Source organism: Acinetobacter sp. P37, from assembly GCF_057480965.1.
Map to the genome: position 1 here is coordinate 10510 of NZ_JBLIYY010000023.1, position 20246 is coordinate 30755.

Sequence of the window (20246 nt, forward strand, 5' to 3'; positions counted from 1 at the left end):
CGAATGGAAGTTCAAAAAAAGAGAGAACGGAGACAAGATCTCTTTTTAACACAATACCAAGAGTACAGAACAAAGTTTATTTCGCATGCTGTATTTGATGATTTAGATGAAAGTGATAAGCAGACTTTTAGTGATTTTGGAAAAACTGCGCATAAGGTTTTTCACGAGATAATTAAAGCGCGTAAACTGGGTGAAGAATATCGAGTTGCAGCCTTAAGCTTTTTTGCTTCGGGTGATGTATTAGACCATGCTGGATGGTCATACCTCATTTTGAGAACGAGTTATTTTGTTGAAGCGCTTTATATAAAATTAGCCGTTATCCCAGATTCCCAAGCTAAACAAAAAGAAATTTTTGATTTATTTCGATATATTGCAAAATCAATTCTACAACAAAGTGAAGAAAGTTCTTTAAAATACGAGAGTAAAAGGCTCTTAGAATACTTTATAGAATATATGTTAGAACTCGAACAGGACAAGGTGACGAGTGACTGGGAGAGTTTCCTTAAGAATAAAATAAATCAAAAATTGCCCGAGTTCACTCAAACTAAGGTGCTAAATTATATAAATGACTTAAAAATTATCTTTAAACGATTAAAACAAGGGAGGATTGTAAAACGCTCGCGTCGTAAAAAAATAAAAATTTCAGATTGGCCGACAAAGAAAAAATTAAGAAGTTTCCAAAAGAAGAGAGAACAAAGACAGCTTATTAAAGGATATCCAGCATATATTCAAGCTCGACAGGAGATCTTTTATGCTGATGATGGAGATGTTGAATTTATAGATGAGGGGATTGCTGTACATACAACATCTAAATCTACAGCTCGTTTTAATACAGTATTGAACAATCATAGTGAACATTTGATGAGGCATCGTCAAAGACGTCTACAACCGTTTGTAACCAACACAAATTACATGAGCAAAGATGTGATTCAACATCTTATCTATATTTTGAAGGGTGAGTTATATAATGCTCCTACTCAAGATTCAGCGATTGCAGCAGCATGCTTATTGAGTTTAGCGACGGGTTTATCACCAAGGCATTTGCTTCAATATAAACAACTGATTGATGAGGGAGTGCTTATTAAAGGTGGTAGTTCTAAAAAGCCGGAGTATCGACTCAGATTACATTTAGATATTACAAAACAAAAAGTTGAAACTTTAAAGATTCACCAACTGAATAAAACAGTGACGCATGATCTCCATGTATCAAGCAGTTGGTTTGAATATCTTATTTTGAATGGATCACAACAGGTACTTACAGTACAAGAGATCAATCAAAGACTCAAAAAATGGACTCAGAATCAGGGGCTAGGTTCAATTACTGTTGAGAAACTCCAAGCCCAGCTGTATTTCTATATTTTTCACCGTACTTTTAATGAATATATTGCCCATGTGCTATCGGGCAAAGATAGCACCCATGAGCTACCGAGTAGTTTCTACAATGGTGTGAGCGCATCGGAATTGAATCAGCATTATTTGATCTACTTAGAGACACTCAGTGTTGAAGAAACGAAAACAGAAATTGAAATGCTTAAAGAGCAGTTTGTTAAACATGAACCTGCGTCTATATCACGTTTTGGTAGCCAATTAGCACTCAATCAAAATTATGTTGGTCAATTTTTTACACGATTACATGCCATTTGCGTTGATAAAATACAGATACATCAACATATAATTGAGCGAATTAATGCCTATAGTGCTTGGATGTGGCATATCAGCTTATTGTGTCTAACACGCCGTCCTCGGGAAAACTTATTAGGAAAGTATAGTGACTACGACTTAAAACTAAAGTTGTTGTATGTAGATGATAAGCAAAACAGTCAATCACGAAAAGATGGTCGCTATATACCGCTCCCAGCATTTTTTATCCAAGCTTTTAAACGTTATACGCAATTTTTAAATACGGTCACTCAGCAGTACGCAGAGCTCCTCCGATTTGTATTTGGGAAAAAGATTACATTGCAAGATTTGTTTGGCCAAGTGATCCATTACCCGAAATCGTTACCGACCACTGCTGAGGAATGGGCAAGTAAGAAAATTAAGATTGCTGCGCTTAACCGAAGTTGGATTAATGACTATATTGAAGGTCATCAACTCAGCAGTTTATATAATAACTGGCTACGACACTTTGATATGAATATGTTGATGGAGCAAGGTTTGGCTTTTAATGTCATACAAGCAGTTTATGGACATGATCAGCGTAATCAGGAGCTCTTTTATCGCTATTCATCTGCATCTTTACCACAATATATCAATCAATTTACCCAAAATATTGATCGCATGATTAAGCAATTGCAGATTGAGCATCTGTCATACATTTCAGTACTACAATCTGAGGGCTTATCATGAGTATAGATGAGTCATTGATTCAAAAAATTCAGGTTCAGGTTGATTCTGTATTTGCCGAAATGAAAAGTCAGATTAAGAGTTTAAGAGACCGACCTGAATTATTAGATAACACACTAAATACCTTGTGGTACGAGTTTTATGATGAATTTATTTGTTTTTTAGAGCAGAAGAAATTTACTCGGAAAGATACTCAAAAACCGTATATTCAAGCTATTGAAAAATATTTTTTATCTTTGCGTCAGACCTATTTATCTCAAGCAAAGAATGCGTATCCAATCAAAGTATGGCCTAAAACTACTTTTCTAAAACCTATACCCAGACAACTTCGTAGTACTGAATCACATCTTCGGCAAGGACAAAAACATTATCATATTGCTATAGCCTTAAAATCCTATTGGAATTGTCCATACAAGGATGAAGTTACTCCGGAATGGTTATGGGGGAATTTTTATTTAAGTCTGATGTACTGCTCTGGCTGTACTGATCTAAGTCAATTAACAGCAATTGGTAATACCCTGGTCAACGCTATTGTCAAAGATGAACTCCAAATCTGTACTAAACTTTATCATGCTGGATATAAAACAATCATCCAACCACTCGCACTGCATTATCGAGTACCACAGCGTGCTTATGGTAATCAAATCGAAAATAGACAGGTGTATCAGTGGCGTTATATTTGGCTTAATCCCTATGCACAGTTGTTTATACAAGGGATAAAACAGCATGGCTCTCAAGCCTTGAATCAGCAGATGCAACGATACGTTTTGGAGTCTATCTCTACTGTATTAGGGAAATTACCTAAAGAAATTGATTTGAGTCATCAGATCGTAGGTCTGAAAAAACTACTACGCCATAATGATAAACAGTTAGCAGAGCTTCGTTCACTTACACCTTTTGATCATTCAAACTTAGCCATTGAGCTTGACTCTTATTCGGGCTTAGATATGTGCTTAAGCGAGGTTATGCGAGGTCGTCTCAAAACGGTGTCGTTAACACCTATTGATCAGGCGAGAGCATGGTTAGATCACAACATCTTGCAGACGCAGTTAACACATATTGAGCGGGATATACCACTACAGACAGAAAAGGCGGTACCAGACTTAATTACAGCTCACCAGCAACTCAAAGAAATTCCATTTGAATTGATGCTATTTGAAAAAGAACAGACTGAAGTTGATAAGCGTCAGAAACGGCAGCGTAAAAGTGAACGTGTGAAATGGATCAGATGGACAAGCATTCAGAAGCGACTAGAAGAAAAGAAGCCTCACGTTGGCCTGTATGAAAAAAATCTAATAGAAGCACAGCTCAGGCTACTGGGTTGGATTTTTCATCTTAAGTCTCAAAAGATGAAACTCAATAGCATCGAGCGGTATTTAAGTAGTATCGCTAAAGATTACTTATTCCATGTCTATATGTTCCCAGGTGATATAGATAACATGGATCAAGAAGATTGTGAGGAACTGTACGACGCTATCCTAGATAGTATTGATGATCGAGATCAAGCCAAACGTGAGACTGATCCTAAGGCCAATCACGGACGTGCACAGTATGCATTTGGCAGACTTAAAGCATTTCATCAGTTTTGTATGAAACAATACCGTGTCCCTAAGGTCGGTACCTTTCAATACAATGATTATCATCGTGTACAATTTTGTCATGCCAAATTAATTAGCCCAAAATTGTTCAATCAGCTTAAACAGGTACTAAGTTTAAAGATTGAAAAATGTCAAACAACTAAAGAGCAAGCGTATCTTTTTCAGCTACAGCTCATGTATTTACTCGCATTTCGTTTGGGGATGCGATTGAATGAAATTAGGGGACTTACATTGGCAGAGGTCATTTGTCCTGAACTGATTTGGCGTAATGATACGCTGACCAAACCTGTGCAGATCCGTTTTAATTTACGTAACAATGTTTATCGGAAACTCAAAAGCCAAAACGCTAAGCGTCAGCTTGATCTGAACGCCGTCATGCTCGATGAAGAGTTGGCATTAGTACAGCAATATCTAAAACAATGTATTACACATAATCCAGCGAAAACTAATCATGCGGACAAATTGATTTTTGCCCAAGATGGCGAAATTTTAAGTGAAGCTTATATTAGTGAAATGACCCAAGTGATTTTTGATGAGATATTGGGTGAAGGGCATGGTTATACTTTCCATAACTTTAGACATAGTGCCGCGAATCATTTAGCAATCGCTTGGTTAGGCTCAAAAGAGATGATCATGACCTATACGGATTACACTTGGAGCCGGTGTAAAGTCATGCGTCAGCATTTATTTGGAGAAACTGCAATTCAGCATGAAGCTGTCATACAACATAAGTGGCGGTTACTAGCTGACTGGATGGGGCATGCAAACATAGAGCAAACAGCATCTCACTATCTACATGTGCTGGATTTGTTGGTGATAGATCGAATTTATCATTTGCCTTGTACAATTCATCGGGACACGATCAAACTGATACTTCAAAATGACTTAACAAGTGCTAACACAGAAATTGTAGATCTTAATCATATAATACGAAAAGGCCAGTATTTCGATTTTTATCATGCCACTTATGCACTCAAAAAAGTGGATTCAGTTAAACCTGTTCAGCCTAAAATAAGTAAAAATGTATCTGTATCTACCATCATCCATGATTACATTAAATATAGAGCTTATGAGGACCATGATTGGGTATTACGCAGTAAAAAGCTCGCTACTAAGTGGATGGCGGTAAAAAAGCCTCAAAATAATGAGGATTTTAGTGAAGATGAACTCATCTCCTTATATGAAAAAGCCTTAAAGAAAGGTTTTGAAGCAAAGCAATGCGTAGAGATTTCAGCACTGCCAAAGCGGGTTCAACATCAGGTTTTAGAAGCCTTGAGTATTTTAATTGAACATGGAAAGCTGAGAAAAAACTTTATTCATTTTCAATATCGTTTTGATAAGCAAAATAGGCCACGTGTCGATTGGTCCATTCAACATCTGATTACGGGACTGAAGTATTTACTCCCTGAGGATACGCAGCTAAAAGTTGATAATGATCCACCGGATAAGTCACAAAAAAGTCGTGAAGTGAAATTAAGCTTTATCAATGAAAACAATAAAAATACGACACTTTGTATTGCGTTTATTATGTTGATACATGCGATTCAGCAAGAAAAATTGAGCATTTAAAATGAATTGTTTTAATGTGTCTAAGGCAAGCTGTATTGAATATAAATCAATATAGAAAGGGACGAGCGATATCGTCGCTGAAGTTGTAGGTTAAAATCGTTTCTCAATGATAAGCGAACTCTGATATCGTATATATACATGGCTGAGATGTATCCAACTGAATGAAAACAATAGATTATTACAATAAACAGGCTGATCAATTTATAAAGTCGACCTTGAATGTGGATATGGAAGCACTATACCAACCTTTTTAGAGCAATTAGCACATGATGCCTACATTTTAGATTTAGGTTGTGGCTCAGGTCGGGATACTTTGGCTTTTAGAAAAAAGGGCTATTACGTAGATGCGATTGACTATTCTGAAGAACTTGTAAAAAAAGCGACTGAACTTACAGGGTTGAAAGTACGTTATCAAAGTTTTTATGACTAGCAGAATATGAAACATATGATGGTATTTGGGCATGTGCCTCTTTACTACATTGTGCTCGTAATAGACATCTCTGATGTTTTAAAATGTATTCATGCTGCATTAATGAATAGTTCATCTTCATATCAGCATGTTGAAGAGCAAGATCTTGAAAAATTTGCAGATTATTGGATAGGTCTGTCACCAATTCTCATTCATAGTTTGCCAGTTACTTGTATTCCTAGTAGACCACTTTAATTAAAATTAGGAATTTCATTCACTGGATATATTAATGTTAATGGATTTGATGTTAAAGAAATGAAGCCAAAACGCTGATAAAATTCCATCGCTTTTTGATCTTTTGCATGTATTACAACAAAATTTACACCAATAATTTGAGCAACTTTTGAAACTTGTTTGAGAGCATGTGCTAAAAGCACTTTTCCAATTCCTTGCCCTTGAGTCACTTTATCAACGGCAAAGCGACCTACAACAACACAAGGGAGTGGATAACGAGGTAAGCGTTTGGTGAGTACGGTATCTACTAAATCGAATCCAATAGAGGTACTAGATAGACAGTAAAACCCTATCACATTTGAAGCATGATCAACAGCAACATACGTTTTACTTGTCCCTGATTTCTGATGTTGGGACGCATATTGTTTAATGAACTTATTTAAGTCATCTTGCCCACAATTAAATGATTTTCTTTGGTGATGAGTTTGTAAAATCTCAATTCTCATCTAATAAACCCATTAATTTCTTCATTTCATCGTTTGCTGGGCGTGGATTTTCAAGCAAATTCATTAACATATCACGATCAGCATTATTTACTTTCAACTCATGGTTAGATTTAAGTAAGTCTTTTGCTCGTTCAAAGGAGGATTGCAGCATAAAAGAACTTACACTGAGGCCTAATAAATTCGCAGCTTGCTCAATCACATTCTTTGCATCTGCTGTTGAACGAACATTAATTCGTTCAGTTGCTAAATTAGCCATTTCTTCACCAATAAGTACATCATTTTGATGTACAAATTATAACATATCAAGATGTAGCATCAAGAGTTAAATTTTTCGTACTGATCTGAGGATATTTGATTAGAAAATAACTGGTTTACCAGAAACAGGAATGAGTGGTAGGCTTACAAAAGAATCCGCAAAAAATTAGTAAGATGAAATATTGACATCCTCCCCCTTAAAAGAGGGTGATTCCTACAGCTAGACGCTTATGGGTAATCCTCCCATAAATAACCGAAGTTAAAAGTAGAGGTTAAGCAGCCATGAGAGGTGGCTTTCCTTTGTTGGCTTGATGTGGCCTTTCATGGTTGTAATGCCTGAGTAGCACTGCTACGCAAGAGTTTGTTGCATAATCTTGCACTTCATCCAAAGTATCAAATAAATGTTTGCTCAGCCAACTATAACGTATGGTTCGATTATAACGCTCAACATATGCATTCTGTTGTGGTTTGCCTGGTTGGATATATTCAATACGAATACCTTGTTCGGTTGCCCAACGTACAAATTCGTTACTGATAAACTCTGGTCCGTTGTCGCATCGGATCACTAAAGGCTTTTCCCGATATTCCAGTAACTGATTGAGTGTTCGAATCACTCGCATTGCTGGCAATGAGAACCCCACCTCAATCGCTAAACCTTCACGACGGTAATCATCAATCACATTCAATAATCGGAACTTACGACCATCAGCAAGCTGATCGTGCATGAAATCTAATGACCAAACCTGATTTGCACGGATTGGCTCTTTCAGTGGTTCAGGTGCATGTCTTTTCAGCCTTCTTCTTGGTTTAATGCGCAGATTTAATGCCAATTCACAGTAAATACGGTAAACACGCCTTGCGGAGCAGTGCTCCTCATTCCAATCGTAATTTTCAACATGGCGTAAATAAGAGAAACACAGACTAAAACCCCAATCGGTGTTTTCCTCTGTCAGCTCAATGAGCTGTTGCGCAATGAGTGCATTATCATCACTATGTTTAGACTGATAACGGTAGCAGGTTTCACTGATGCTAAATGCACGGCAAGCTAGGCGAATGCTAATAGCATGCAGTGCTACTGCCTGTTGTGCCATCTGACGCCGGTGAGATGGCTTCACCACTTTTTTGACATCGCTTCCTGGATGATCTCTGCCTTTAATCGTTCCTCAGCATAAATCTTTTTAAGTCTTGTATTTTCTGCTTCCAACTCTCTGAGTCGAGCCATTAATGATGTATCCATACCACCATATTTGGCACGCCATTTATAGAAAGTAGCATTACTCATACCGTGTTCACGACAAAGGGCAGCTACGGGTGTCCCAGATTCAGCCTGCTTCAAAATGGACATGATCTGGCTATCAGTAAATTTAGATGTTTTCATGCAGAATCTCCTGCTCGTATCTTAAGAGAAAATTCTACTTTTAGATCCTATTATTTTTAGGGGGGATTACCATGGCTTGGATCCGTATGCCTATTTAAGGGATGTGCTGAAAAGGCTGCCGACGCATAAAGCGACCCAAATAGAAGAATTACTGCCACATCGCTGGAAATCCAACTCAAATTAAAAAATAGGCATGGGGTTCAGCGGACGCTTACAATTATTTTTCATTCACTATGTTTGTAGGCTCACCTGCCACATTCCAGAAAAAAACCGAGACATTAAGCTCGGTTTTCAATAGAACTCTAAATTTTAAAGATACTGTTCTAAAAAGTATGCAAAAAATAGGAGGAATGTACCTGAAATACCTGACACAATAACCAAATAATGTAAATAAAAGAATAAGGGATAATTTTTCAACATTTCTTTTAGTTGTGAATCACCTATTTTTTGATATACATTATTCCCATAGTAAGCTTTAAATGAAGTATTAAACTTTATATTTGATATTTCTCTCCAATAGGCACTGGGCAACATACTCAAATGAAAGAAATCAAAGGGCTCCATCAATCTTGTAAATCGTTTCTCATTCTTATATAAAATTTGGCAAATTCCTTTTAGATAAATATTGGTATAGATATAAAGGCTTATGAAAAATACCCACAGCAAAATAAAAAATAAAAGCCCCAACGTTATGAATGGAATCTTTTTAAATAAAATTAGTATAATTTCCATACTTATTTGCTTACATTTTCTTCAATAACATCATAAGCCGTTCCTGCACCCCATCCAACAATCTCAGCTGTACCTTTAGCGGCAATAGCAGCTCCAGCAGCAACAATACCAATTAATCCTGTTCCACCTGTCGCAAGTCCGACAATTAAATAACTTGCATAAATTCCAAAACCAATACCAGCGCCAACTTTAGCAGTCTCAACAACTGTTGTTCTTGCTTTGTCTTCGGGTGCAGCTTCATACACTTTTATGCTCGAACCTACAACATCCGTAGCAATAGACACATAACCCGCTATCTTTAGTTGTGTCGCAAACTTACCTATTTTGCCCATTTCTTTGGCGTATTCTTTGAGTCCACCTTTAAAGTTATTGTCTCTAACCAATGCCGATTGCTTCAACATACGGCGCATATTGGTAGTTTTAATCGACTGATCCCAACGCAAGAATTTCTTAGTTCCTTCGTTATCTAACTCCCTATACAAGTTTGCATACTTCTGTTTGAACTGGGTAAAGTTTTTAGGGTTTGCTAACCCTAAGCCTTTGGCTTGTTCTTCAGCATACTTTAGAGCGAGTTCACCATGTATTCGATATTTTCGACTGGTTTTCTCTTCTGCCATTACTAAGGCAGCATCTGAAAGGTCTCTTATCTACCTCCCCCCAATAAATCAATACTTTATCTAAATATCTTGCTGTAAAATATATCCTGCTACTAAAAGCAATAATCCCAAACCTGATGAAATAAAAATAAGATATTGAAAAATAAAGTAAAACCTATACCCACTAAGCAACTCTACTAACTGCTCCTTATTTAACTGGTAATAAAACTCCTTGCCATACAACTTTTTAAAAGATTTATTATATTTAATATTTAATACCTCTCTCCAAAAAGTAGTTGGTAGAAAACTAAGGGCGATAAAGTCAAAAGGTTCTAAAGGACTACTATATTTTTTCTCATTATTAAATATAATTTTGCAAACACCCCTTAAATTAATATTTAAATATATATAAAATACCAAATACATGAATATAGAAAGAAGAATAAATATAAAACCAAAAGCGAACAAGGCAAATATATGATCTGAAACCAATAAGTTGATAATTTTATTCATTTATACTTTCCACTTTATCATGGCTGTGTTGCACAAAGATTTCATAACTATATGATTTTAAAAGTTTTGATTGTTTTTTGATCCAAAATTAAATTTATTTAAATCAGATGCTTACATATTTATGCAACAAAGCCTCAATAACATCATAAGCCGTTCCTGCACCCCATCCAACAATCCCAGATGTACCTTTAGCGGCAATAGCAGCTCCAGCAGCAACAATACCAATAACAATTAATCCTGTTCCACCTGTCGCCAGTCCGACAATTAAATAACTTGCATAAATTCCAAAACCAATACCAGCACCAACTTTAGCAGTCTCAACAACTGTTGTTCTTGCTTTATCCTCTGGTGCAGCTTCATACACTTTTATGCTCGAACCTACAATATCCGTAGCAATAGACACATAACCTGCTATTTTAAGAAAAAAACCGAGACATTAACTCGGTTTTCAATAGAACGCTAAAATTTATTTAAAAAATATACTTCTCTAATCCTACACCCAAAAATAGAAGACATATACCGAGAAAACCTGACAACATGAAAGAGTAATGAAAATAAAAGAACATTGGATAATTTCTCAACAACTCTGTTAACTGAGAGTCACCTATTTTGTAATATACATTATTCCCATAGTAGGCTTTAAATGATGTATTAAATTTTATATTTAATATCTCTTTCAAATATGCACTGGGTAAGATACTCAAATAAAAAAAATCAAAGGGTTCCATTAATCTTTTAAATCTCTTCTCATCCTTATATACTATTTTACAAATTCCTTTTAAATAAATATTGGTATAAATATAGAGAATTATTAAAAAAAACCATAGTAAGACAAAGAAAAAAAGACCTATTAAACTAATAAATAAACCTGGTCTATCTTCAAACATGGACAATAAAATTCCCAACATTATTTATTCCTAGCTTCATCCACATAGTCATAGGCTTCACCTACAACATATCCTGTAAGTTCTGATGCACTTTTTGTAGCAAGTGCAGCAGAAAAAGCAACTATACCAACTACCACTAATGCTGTTCCACCCGAAGCTAAACCAATAACCAGTACGGTTGAAAGTGCACCTAAGCCAATACCAGTACCAACTTTAGCAGTCTCAACCACTGTTGTTCTTGCTTTATCCTCTGGTGCAGCCTCATATACTTTTACGCTTGAACTTACAACATCTGCACCAATAGACACATAGCCTGCTATCTTTAGTTGTGTCGCAAACTTACCAATTTTGCCCATTTCTTTGGCGTATTCTTTGAATCCGCCTTTAAAGTTATTGTCTCTAACCAATGCTGATTGCTTCAACATACGGCGCATATTGGTGGTTTTAATCGACTGATCCCAACGCAAGAATTTCTTAGTTCCTTCGTTATCTAACTCCCTATACAAATTTGCATATTTCTGTTCGAACTGGGTAAGGACAGAGTTTTACGCTCCATTTGATAAAGTGTGACGATCTCAGGTCTATACTAAACGCAACTAATCAACCTCCTATGAAAATCGTCAGAACTGGTCAAGATGTCATGGAGTTTTTAGAGGATTGATTTTTAAGACATTGTTTTATTTTTATTTGATCAGTGTGATTTTAATGAAGTATTGCGGGATTATTACTCAATTTTAATTTATGTCATAATTTATTAATCTTAATTTCAGATAAAAATCAAGGAAAAAATTAATGTCGAGAAAGGTAATAATGACTACAAATGAAAGACATCTTCAAGCATTAAATCAAATGCGTGCTAGCTACCGTGGTGTACAGCTTTTAAGGCAAGATAGAACTAGATTTATGCAAGATGAGTCTATTGTTCAATCCAGCTTATCTTCTACAAGCGATAGTAGGTATCCTGCATGTGATGAATTATCAATAGAAATGGATGATAGAGATGTGTTGAAAGAAACTGCTGAAGCTATGTACGCATCTACAGGTGATACAATTTGGTTAAGCTTTTAAATATAAAATTTAAGTGCTTTATATCGTTTCAATGAGCAGAGTTCAAAATTGCTTGAGTACGTCGTCAATTGATATTTCCTCTTCTACATAGAAAACACCATTTTGGTCTGCTTTCATTTTTTTAATAGTATTACCTTGGATTTTATGGATGTCTAGTAGATCTTTAAGTATTTGATCTGCAATTTTATTTTTCCAATCATTTTCTGGGTCTAAAGGATTCGACATGAGTTTCTCCTAGTTCATGGTGTAGAAGCTAAATCAACAGTTCTATAGGATGTAAGATATTAGAGTTGGTTTAAATTGCTTCAATACGAGTATGACTACTTAAACTTCGATGATCAAATTTTCTCTAAACCCATTTTTACCTTGCTCTGGCGGATAACCCAATGGATTGATCACTAATCTACATCCATCGACTACAGTATCCACTGATGTATGCGTATGTCCTGCAATCCATAACTTAAAGCCTTTTATATCTAAGTCATTAATAAAATAGGGATTGAGTGCAGATGCAACAGGATGCGTACCCCAATATGGATCAAGACAAGCTAAATGAGGCGGGAAGTGAGTAATGACAATCACATTATCTTGATCCTTAAATTTCATAATATTTTCATGATATTTTTTAAATAATTCTATGTAGTCATTAGCAGTTATCGTTCGATGATCACTGTCAATCATGATTTGATCGAAATCATAAATCGATTGTTCAGCATCTTTTTGGGACTGTAAAAGTACCTCAGGAGATGTAAGTGGTGAATTGGAGCGAAAGTTCGTAAATAACGTGCCACCTACAAATATTTTATCTTGAATTTTCATATGGTTGTCATCAAGTAGTGCATTTTTTGGGTAGTTTTCTTTCAAGAAATTCACGACTGAACTGTAGTTAGAGCTGTAGTAATCATGATTACCTAAAACAAAGATAAATTTTTTATTCAGAGATTTACATTTTTCGGCAAACTCAATTGCACCACTTAAGCGATTAGAAAAATCGCCAGCGTGAATAATGACATCAGCTTGCTCTGATATTGAATATTTGGAATTGTGAGTATCCGATAAAATTTGCAGTTTCAATCTACTTCCTTTATTAAATCACGCTGCTTAAATATATAGAGTTTCATTGCGATCAGTTTACATCAACTAAATATTAGAAATTATAAGATACTCATCTGTATCCTTAAGCCTATAAAAATATAGGTAATTATTTTTGAATCAATTGATCAAATATTAATCATAAAATTTGACCAATTGAATTTATGCACATAAGATAAAGATGTTACAGCAAAATCTGTGACCAGGCGTGGAAACCTGAATTTACTACAGAAGCAGTAAACCGCTTTGGCGGTTTTTTGCGTTAACTATGTTTAGTCTATCGTAATGGTAGGCCAAGCAGGGCAGTCTATGACTGGCCGTCTTCTGTAGTACGGTATTTCCACCCCTGTTTGGCTTGCCTCCATCTCGTGGAAAAGTTGGAAGCTTGTTTGTAATTAATTACTACAGGAACTAGACATGAACACTTTCTATAATATCCCTTATTTTCTCAAAGCTATTTCTTCTGTTCTTAAAGAATAAAATTTTCGAAATAAATTTTCGTCATGTTTAATTAATTCTACTTTTATAAATTTCGTAATCTTACGAGATATAGAGAAGTATTGCATAGAGAAAATAAAATGGCCCGTACTAAGCTTTTAACCAATATTATTCAAAGAAAAATGATGGTGCCTGACGAAATGTCGCACTCAAATCTGCACCATAACTTTGAAATATCACTTTATGACTTCGCCAACCATGAGATCCTAGAAAAACTATATAAAGCAGACAATCAACGCTCCACAGAGTGTTGGAGCCCTGCTGAAATTCAGGAGTTTATTCTAAACTGTTTGAATGATCGTAATGTCAATTTATGTGTTCGCTATTGGAAAGATGCTGCTGGTAATATTTATATCATCGATGGTGGGCACAGGATTTCAATCATTTATGCTTGGATCAAAAGATACTTTATTGATGAGCAAGTAATAGGAGCCCCAAAATTCACGGCACCACAAAAACGAGATATTCGTCAGATTCGTAATCGATTAGGTGAATTAGCTGATTTTCAAGAGTTATGTAGCGATTCTGAGTTTCAGCAAAAATTAAAATCAACCAAAATTAATTTTATTGAAGTGATTGGGACGCCTGAGGAAGCTCGAAAAGCCTTTTGTTCAATCAATTCGGATACGAAGCGATTAGATCCAGATGAAGAATATCATTTACAAAATAGGGGGAGTGATGCTTTTTATGTGATTTATGCGTGTTGTTATATAAACGATAATAAATCTAACTTGGCTGAACTGAATTACGAGCGGATAAATGAAGTGATCACTTTGGGTGAGCAAATTCATGATCATCTTTTTAAGATAATACTTTTAGAGCCGGATTTAACACACGGTAAAAAAATCGGCTTGGTCAATGAACTCCTGAATATCATGTGTGGTGATACTTGTCAGAATACTGTGAGTATAGACCAAGGTCAGCGTGTAGAAAATTTAATGCTAAAGCTTAGAGTTGTACTGTGTCGTATCGCTACACCACCGATTAGTATTCGGATTCCAAGTTTGGGCTTACACCCAAAACTATATTTTTATAAAGATAATCGTTTTCAAGTGACATCCTTTTTGGCTTGGTTCTCTATCGTCTATGAAATTGAAGAAGATTGTTTTGAAATACAGAATAAGAAGTTAGATTTTATTGGTTTTACCCGAGCACGCCGTGGTGTTGAAAGTTTAATTGAAAAAATTCCTGTGGCGATCAAAGAAACTGTCGGTAAGTTTGGTAGCGGGATCAGATCACATGAGCGATTGAAAAACGTCTATCAAGCATTTATCTGTATTGGACTCAATATGGATTTAGATTTCGAAGATGAAGTTTGTTTGAACACCGTCATTCTTTCGATGAGTCAATCATTTGATTATATTAATTTTAATAATTTTTACCTTGAACGTTTTGGTGGTGATTATGATGAGACCATTGTGGATGATGTTGTGAGCTTTGTGAAATCAGTAAGACTAACAAAGAAGAAAAAACCTCTAAATTTTTCACTCGCGACCAAAAGAAATCTTTATCAACGTGAGGAAAGGAAAACATGGAGCTATTGCGAAGTATGTGATAGCGCTCTATACCTTGAATCGACTGAAGTAGATCATCGAGAATCGAAAGCAGAAGGTGGTTACGGTGTTTTAGAAAATGGAGCAATTATTCACCCGATATGTAATCGTTTTAAGTCAGATCGTGCTTTGGAAGAAGTAAGAGCAGATTTATTTGACTAAAAAGATAAGGGAGCAAATGCTCCCTTATCTTTTTGTTTTTTAGTAGACTGGGGGTCAGTGTTTAGCCTAAGCAACCAATATGAAAACAATAGACTATTACAACCAATACGCAGATCAATTTTTACAAGCCACGTTGTATGTGGATATGGAAAGCCTATACCAACCATTTTTAGCTGAGTTACCAGATTCAGCACGCATCCTGGATTTAGGCTGTGGCTCAGGGCGTGACACTTTGGCTTTTAAAAATAAAGGCTATCAGGTAGAAGCGATTGACTATTCAGAAGAGCTGGTCAAAAAGGCAACGATACTGTCGGGTGTTAAAGTGAAACTCCAAAGCTTCTATGATTTAAGTGGGGTTGCTATCTATGATGGAATTTGGGCATGTGCATCTTTGTTGCATTGTGAGCGCAGTCGATTAGTTGAGGTTATTGGAAAATTAATCTCTGTTTTGAAGCCAGGCGGTGTGCTGTATATGTCATTTAAGTATGGCAATAGTGATCGAGAAAAAGAGGGGCGTCAATTTACGGATTTAGATGAGGCTCAAGCAAATGATTTACTTGAGCAGTTTGATAATGTTCAACAGATACAGCAATGGATCACGGTAGATCAGCGACCTGATAGACAAGAAAAATGGCTTAATCTGCTTTGGAAAAAACATGCTTAATTTTATTCCCACTGCACAAGAACAACTCAAATTTCTAAAGAATATTCAGCTGATTTTACAGTCAGGGAGTTTTAGTAGTACTTATAAATTTGCATTGCTAATTAGCCTAAGCCGATTGGCAATTGAAAAAGGTGAAGACTTAGGCGAGAGCTTAGCTCTTGAATATACCGATATTGCTGAAAAATTTATTGAGTTGTATTGGAAGCAGGCTGTGCCATATACCTTTAATGATGAAGGGCAACTCATCTTAAATCAAAATAATGGTAAACAAGCTGCCATTGTGAATCGCATTATACAGCTTCGGCAAAGCTACTCTTCTTTGGGGTTATTAAGACGAGATTCATTGGTGTGGTTGAAGCTAGTTAAAGATGTCGCTCGCACTGTAAAAGACATGCCAGTCCGCTACTTGCAAAACATCAATGGTCAAAATTTTGAGTTTTTATATCAGCTTGATCGGTGTGGAAAGCAGCTCATCCTTTTGCCTCAAGTCATGTTTTGTTTACGACAGTTCAGTGAAATCATCGAAGAGCTTTGCCAGAAACGTTGGATTGACTATATCCGTAAGAACAGCAGCAATGCACCTATTTTGAATCAGTTGCCGAATCTTGAACAATTCATGTTTGAGCCGAGTCGGAACCAATTAAATGCTGTGGCTAATGTGTTGGTCGAGCTACAGAACTGTAAATGCTTCTACTGCAGTAAACCGATGCGCAATGGCAATTACGCCGTTGATCATTTCATTCCTTGGTCTATGTATCCATCAGATACAGGTCATAACTTCGTGTTGGCAGATTCAAGCTGTAATTCTAAGAAAAGTAATCTACTCGCATCTGATGAGTTTTTGCATAAATGGCAGGAGCGAAATGAAGAGCAGAATTTGATTATTGTGGATCGGATATCAGTGCTCGGTTTTTTGACGGATAAAGAGCGGTCGCATAAGGTGGCTGAGTGGGCTTATGCACAAGGAAAAGAAAATAATTATTTGATGTGGACGGGGTAAATTTATAAGGAAGTGAAATGGCACGTTATCAGTATGCAAAAAATGAACATGGTGAAATTGTCAAAGCAGTTGATTTAGTCGGACAAGAAGAAAAATCTGAATACATTTGCCTGGGCTGTGACAATCCTTTAATTGCTAAGGTGAATGGCAAAATCAAGAAACCTCATTTTGCCCATAAGACTGTACTAGAGTGCAAGGGTGAAACTTACTTACACCGTTTGGGTAAACGTGCTTTTTTTGAAACATATCAAAAATGTTTAGCTGAAAATGAACCATTCTACATTACTTTTCATGTGCCTAAGAAATGCCAAAAATTTAAAAGAACCATTCGAAAACATTGTGATCTTGGTTATGCAGAGAAATGCTTTGATCTCACAAATTATTTTTCACAAATACAAGTTGAGAAGAGGCATGACCAGTTTATTCCAGACCTATTGTTAACCCGTCAAAATAATGCCGAAGATTGTATTTATATTGAAATTGCTGTGACTCATTTTTTGAGTGAGAAAAAAGAAAGCTCAGGCAAACGAATTATTGAAATACCATTAGATTGCGAAGAGGATGTCGAAAAAATATATAGGGCAGATTTAAAGCCAAGCGATGCTCACTTTTTGGGATTCAATCAAGAAAGTGCTCCAATCGTTGATGCTGATTGTAAATGTATGCACAAACGGTATTTTTTATTTCTTGTTTGGAATTCAGGTAAGGCTTGGCTAGGTTTGGAATATTTAGCAGATATAAAAGCTAAGTTATCGAAGTATCAAGATAAAATTGAATATAGCAATATTATTGAAACTGATTTGGAATTTGAGAACTCAAATGTACTGATGGGTTATGCACATGGGGATATGTTTATTTCACAGTTAAAACTTGCGGTTGAAAAGAAAGTACCTGTGAGGAGTTGTTTTTTGTGTAAATATAGTGGTGATAATTATAACTATACAGAAGGTCTACCTATCTATTGCAAAGCGAAGAAGAAGGCCTGTAATTCTAATCAGGCTGCGGAATGTGATTGGTATCGGCTGGCATAGGAAAAAAATAAATAAAATGATGGTTGTTTAATTTTTAACCTAATTTGTTGGGTTTTAGGCAAAATTGAGAAATTTCTTTCTTCATAATTCTTACATCGGTCTAGAAACGCCATGACATTCGTATATGTAAGGAGATAAAGATGAGTAAAGCAGGCTGGCCAAGTACCACAGGGAATCCTTCAGGCGGTGGTCGTGATAATAATCCACCACGTAAATAGGGAGCGCTACGAATGCACTTAAGATTGCAAGTAGCAGGTCCAAAAGGAGTTGGACTTTTTTCACCTGAAACTGTTGATGAATTGGAAACAATGTTAGGACATAAAGTTGTTCTATTAAAAGAACCACGTTCAGAATTTGGACTCGGTAGTGTTGTGAATGTCTTTAAGACTGCACAGTCTTTGAATATGCATTTAGACATTGGTGATAAAGATGATACATGGGATTTTCTTTTATTAGCTTATAAGCCTTTTGATAAATCAATTTTGAAAATTTATAAGAATGATGCGCTTTGGAAAATCAGACGTAGTTATGAAACTTTCCCAAGATGGTCACAAATTGATTATGAAGAAGCTGTGGAGTTCTTTAATGAGATTTCACAAGTAGCAGGCTGGCCTAGCACCACCGGGAATCCTTCAGGTGGTAGTCGTGATAATAATTCACCAGCTAAGTGATAGATCATATGAAAATTAAATTATTGGTCTCTGAAGCAAATGGCAAATATTTGTACGAACCTAAAACTGTTGCTGAACTTGAGCATATCTTAGGTGCGCCAGTTGTGCTTTTGAAAAAGCCGATCTATGCATTGGGGCTTGGCTGTGTGATTAATGTGTTTAGAACAGTTCAAGCTTTAAACATTAGGCTTGAGGTTGGTACAGCAAAGGATGATTGGGGTTTTATCATTCGTCCTGAGAATAACTTTAATCCAAGTACGGATATTGTTTACGAAGAAAATGCTTGGCGGCAGATTAGAAATTCACATACGGACTATCCTTTGTGGTCACAGATTGATTATGAAGATGTAGTAGCTTTCTTTAAGGAAATTCGTTTCGGAGGAGGTTGGCCGAGTAAAACAGGCAACTCCTCAGGTTCAGGTCGCTACAATAATGTCTAAGTGACTTTAGCTACATCATTAAACTGGGTAGGCCACTGAAAAGTGGCCTTTTTGCCATTGGGTACATAGAACATTTTCCATAAATCCATAAACTCACGAGTAGCGCTGAGTCCCTGTAAAACCTCAGGAGAATTTGTTTTCTGTGCTTCGTAGACTAGGAATTGGAAGTAATAGATAAGCCATAGAGCATTCATATCATTGAAGCTTATGAAATCATCATCCTTGATGGTTCGTGAAAGTAGAAAACGAGCATTCGATTCTGAAACTTTTTCATAATTTTCATCGCTAAAGAAATCACTCACATCAGAAGCAAATTTAAAAAATAGATCAATATCGGTTAAGTAGCAGAAGCGATCTTCAGCTCTCATTTTTTTTAGTAATTGACGCATCGTTTTAATACTTGGGTGCTCTGTACCATCATTGTCACTGTCATCATCAACGAGTTCTGTATTCAGATATTTGTCAAATGAGCTGATCGTCGGGAGTTTCTCTAATGGTTTTTTATTTGCGTGTGAGGCTAGTGAGTAGATGATGAAATCGGAAAAACTACTGGATGGACCATAGGGTTTATTTTTCTTAAAACGAAACTTAAACAACTGCGTAAAGCATAATGGCTCCATATTACTGTCTAAGGTTAGGATTGCATCAAGATGAATGAAGAGCAACATAATCAGATGAATCGGTTGTTGCATTTTTTCTAATGAAAGATAGTTATGTTCATGTCCTGTAACCACAATACTTTGGATAAAGCGATGCAACTCAGCAATACTTTGTTCTGAAAAACCAGTCAGTTCAGCTCGGTCGAATAGCGCAACATGCTTATTCCAATTTTGATACATCTCATTTTGCAAAGGGTAGAGCGATAGGCATTTCAAAATATACGCAAATGTGATCTGGATATTTTCACCCTGATCAACCACTTGACTGGAGTTGCTATCTAAAATATCTAACCCAAGAGCTTCACAAAGCATGCCCTTTAATTCAATAGGTGAAAGATCTTCTTCGATGGAATCTGCATTTTTAACCAATCGTTCTATATTGCTT

General features: G+C 36.1%; 20 protein-coding genes and 2 pseudogenes. 11 read left to right on the plus strand and 11 right to left on the minus strand.

Annotated elements, in window-relative coordinates:
• Nucleotides 1-3 precede the first annotated feature (3 nt).
• From AC25JC_RS15760 to AC25JC_RS15770, 3 genes and pseudogenes are all read left to right on the plus strand, one after another.
• Nucleotides 4-2349, plus strand: a complete 2346-nt coding sequence (locus AC25JC_RS15760) for a hypothetical protein (protein WP_486924401.1) — start codon at nt 4-6, stop codon at nt 2347-2349.
• Nucleotides 2346-5513, plus strand: coding sequence for a site-specific integrase (locus AC25JC_RS15765; RefSeq protein WP_486924402.1), 3168 nt, complete (start codon nt 2346-2348; stop codon nt 5511-5513). Before AC25JC_RS15760 ends, AC25JC_RS15765 begins: the two co-directional genes overlap by 4 nt.
• A 161-nt stretch (nt 5514-5674) precedes the next feature.
• Nucleotides 5675-6008: pseudogene (locus AC25JC_RS15770) on the plus strand (class I SAM-dependent methyltransferase); the annotation flags it as partial.
• A 165-nt stretch (nt 6009-6173) separates the two neighbouring features.
• Here AC25JC_RS15770 and AC25JC_RS15775 read toward each other — a convergent pair.
• The 3 genes from AC25JC_RS15775 to AC25JC_RS15785 all read right to left on the minus strand — a co-directional run bounded on the left by AC25JC_RS15775 (nt 6174) and on the right by AC25JC_RS15785 (nt 8295).
• A complete protein-coding gene (locus AC25JC_RS15775; RefSeq protein ID WP_019383654.1) occupies nt 6174-6662 on the minus strand; it encodes a GNAT family N-acetyltransferase in 489 nt (162 codons plus the stop codon).
• Complete coding sequence (locus AC25JC_RS15780; RefSeq protein WP_286435225.1) at nt 6652-6918, minus strand: type II toxin-antitoxin system TacA family antitoxin; 267 nt, start codon at nt 6916-6918, stop codon at nt 6652-6654. Before AC25JC_RS15780 ends, AC25JC_RS15775 begins: the two co-directional genes overlap by 11 nt.
• 271 nt (nt 6919-7189) lie before the next feature.
• A protein-coding gene (locus AC25JC_RS15785; RefSeq protein ID WP_486924403.1) for an IS3 family transposase occupies nt 7190-8295 on the minus strand; the annotation gives its coding sequence in 2 pieces (ribosomal slippage) (nt 7190-8043 and nt 8043-8295; 1107 coding nt in all).
• 70 nt (nt 8296-8365) lie between these two features.
• Between AC25JC_RS15785 and AC25JC_RS15790 the strand changes: the two are divergent.
• Nucleotides 8366-8479, plus strand: a pseudogene (locus AC25JC_RS15790) (transposase domain-containing protein); the annotation flags it as partial.
• Between the two features lie 550 nt (nt 8480-9029).
• Here AC25JC_RS15790 and AC25JC_RS15795 read toward each other — a convergent pair.
• The 5 genes from AC25JC_RS15795 to AC25JC_RS15815 all read right to left on the minus strand — a co-directional run bounded on the left by AC25JC_RS15795 (nt 9030) and on the right by AC25JC_RS15815 (nt 11490).
• Nucleotides 9030-9644: a hypothetical protein gene (locus AC25JC_RS15795; protein ID WP_486924404.1), complete on the minus strand. Its 615-nt coding sequence runs from the start codon at nt 9642-9644 to the stop codon at nt 9030-9032.
• Between the two features lie 60 nt (nt 9645-9704).
• A complete protein-coding gene (locus AC25JC_RS15800; RefSeq protein ID WP_486924405.1) occupies nt 9705-10136 on the minus strand; it encodes a hypothetical protein in 432 nt (143 codons plus the stop codon).
• A 103-nt stretch (nt 10137-10239) separates the two neighbouring features.
• Entirely contained in the window at nt 10240-10539 is a 300-nt protein-coding gene (locus AC25JC_RS15805; protein WP_486924406.1) for a hypothetical protein, read from the minus strand.
• Nucleotides 10540-10606: 67 nt separating this feature from the next.
• Nucleotides 10607-11044 (minus strand): hypothetical protein, encoded by a 438-nt coding sequence (locus tag AC25JC_RS15810; RefSeq protein WP_486924407.1) that lies wholly within the window; start codon nt 11042-11044, stop codon nt 10607-10609.
• Entirely contained in the window at nt 11044-11490 is a 447-nt protein-coding gene (locus tag AC25JC_RS15815) for a hypothetical protein (RefSeq protein WP_486924408.1), read from the minus strand. Before AC25JC_RS15815 ends, AC25JC_RS15810 begins: the two co-directional genes overlap by 1 nt.
• A gap of 343 nt (nt 11491-11833) precedes the next feature.
• Here AC25JC_RS15815 and AC25JC_RS15820 point away from each other — a divergent pair, with 343 nt between their 5' ends.
• Entirely contained in the window at nt 11834-12091 is a 258-nt protein-coding gene (locus tag AC25JC_RS15820) for a hypothetical protein (protein WP_486924409.1), read from the plus strand.
• Nucleotides 12092-12133: 42 nt separating this feature from the next.
• On the opposite strand, the gene AC25JC_RS15825 is transcribed toward AC25JC_RS15820, so the two are convergent.
• A complete protein-coding gene (locus AC25JC_RS15825) occupies nt 12134-12316 on the minus strand; it encodes a hypothetical protein (RefSeq protein ID WP_486924410.1) in 183 nt (60 codons plus the stop codon).
• Nucleotides 12317-12415: 99 nt separating this feature from the next.
• Nucleotides 12416-13165, minus strand: coding sequence for a metallophosphoesterase family protein (locus tag AC25JC_RS15830; RefSeq protein WP_486924411.1), 750 nt, complete (start codon nt 13163-13165; stop codon nt 12416-12418).
• A 596-nt stretch (nt 13166-13761) separates the two neighbouring features.
• Between AC25JC_RS15830 and AC25JC_RS15835 the strand changes: the two genes are divergently transcribed.
• From AC25JC_RS15835 to AC25JC_RS15860, 6 genes are all read left to right on the plus strand, one after another.
• Entirely contained in the window at nt 13762-15396 is a 1635-nt protein-coding gene (locus AC25JC_RS15835) for an HNH endonuclease (protein ID WP_486924412.1), read from the plus strand.
• Nucleotides 15397-15475: 79 nt separating this feature from the next.
• Complete coding sequence (locus tag AC25JC_RS15840; protein ID WP_180109964.1) at nt 15476-16060, plus strand: class I SAM-dependent DNA methyltransferase; 585 nt, start codon at nt 15476-15478, stop codon at nt 16058-16060.
• Nucleotides 16053-17060: an HNH endonuclease domain-containing protein gene (locus AC25JC_RS15845; protein ID WP_486924413.1), complete on the plus strand. Its 1008-nt coding sequence runs from the start codon at nt 16053-16055 to the stop codon at nt 17058-17060. The genes AC25JC_RS15840 and AC25JC_RS15845 overlap by 8 nt, the downstream gene beginning before the upstream one ends.
• Before the next feature lie 17 nt (nt 17061-17077).
• The gene (locus AC25JC_RS15850) at nt 17078-18091 is read left to right on the plus strand and encodes a competence protein CoiA family protein (RefSeq protein WP_486924414.1); all 1014 of its coding nucleotides are present in this window, start codon (nt 17078-17080) and stop codon (nt 18089-18091) included.
• Nucleotides 18092-18321: 230 nt separating this feature from the next.
• On the plus strand, nt 18322-18762 hold the full coding sequence (locus AC25JC_RS15855) for a hypothetical protein (protein ID WP_486924415.1): 441 nt from the start codon (nt 18322-18324) through the stop codon (nt 18760-18762).
• 8 nt (nt 18763-18770) lie between these two features.
• Nucleotides 18771-19202, plus strand: coding sequence for a hypothetical protein (locus AC25JC_RS15860; protein WP_130145285.1), 432 nt, complete (start codon nt 18771-18773; stop codon nt 19200-19202).
• Here the strand turns inward: AC25JC_RS15860 and AC25JC_RS15865 are convergent.
• The gene (locus tag AC25JC_RS15865; RefSeq protein ID WP_486924416.1) at nt 19199-20230 is read right to left on the minus strand and encodes a hypothetical protein; all 1032 of its coding nucleotides are present in this window, start codon (nt 20228-20230) and stop codon (nt 19199-19201) included. The two genes, AC25JC_RS15860 and AC25JC_RS15865, sit on opposite strands and share 4 nt — an antisense overlap.
• Nucleotides 20231-20246 lie beyond the last annotated feature (16 nt).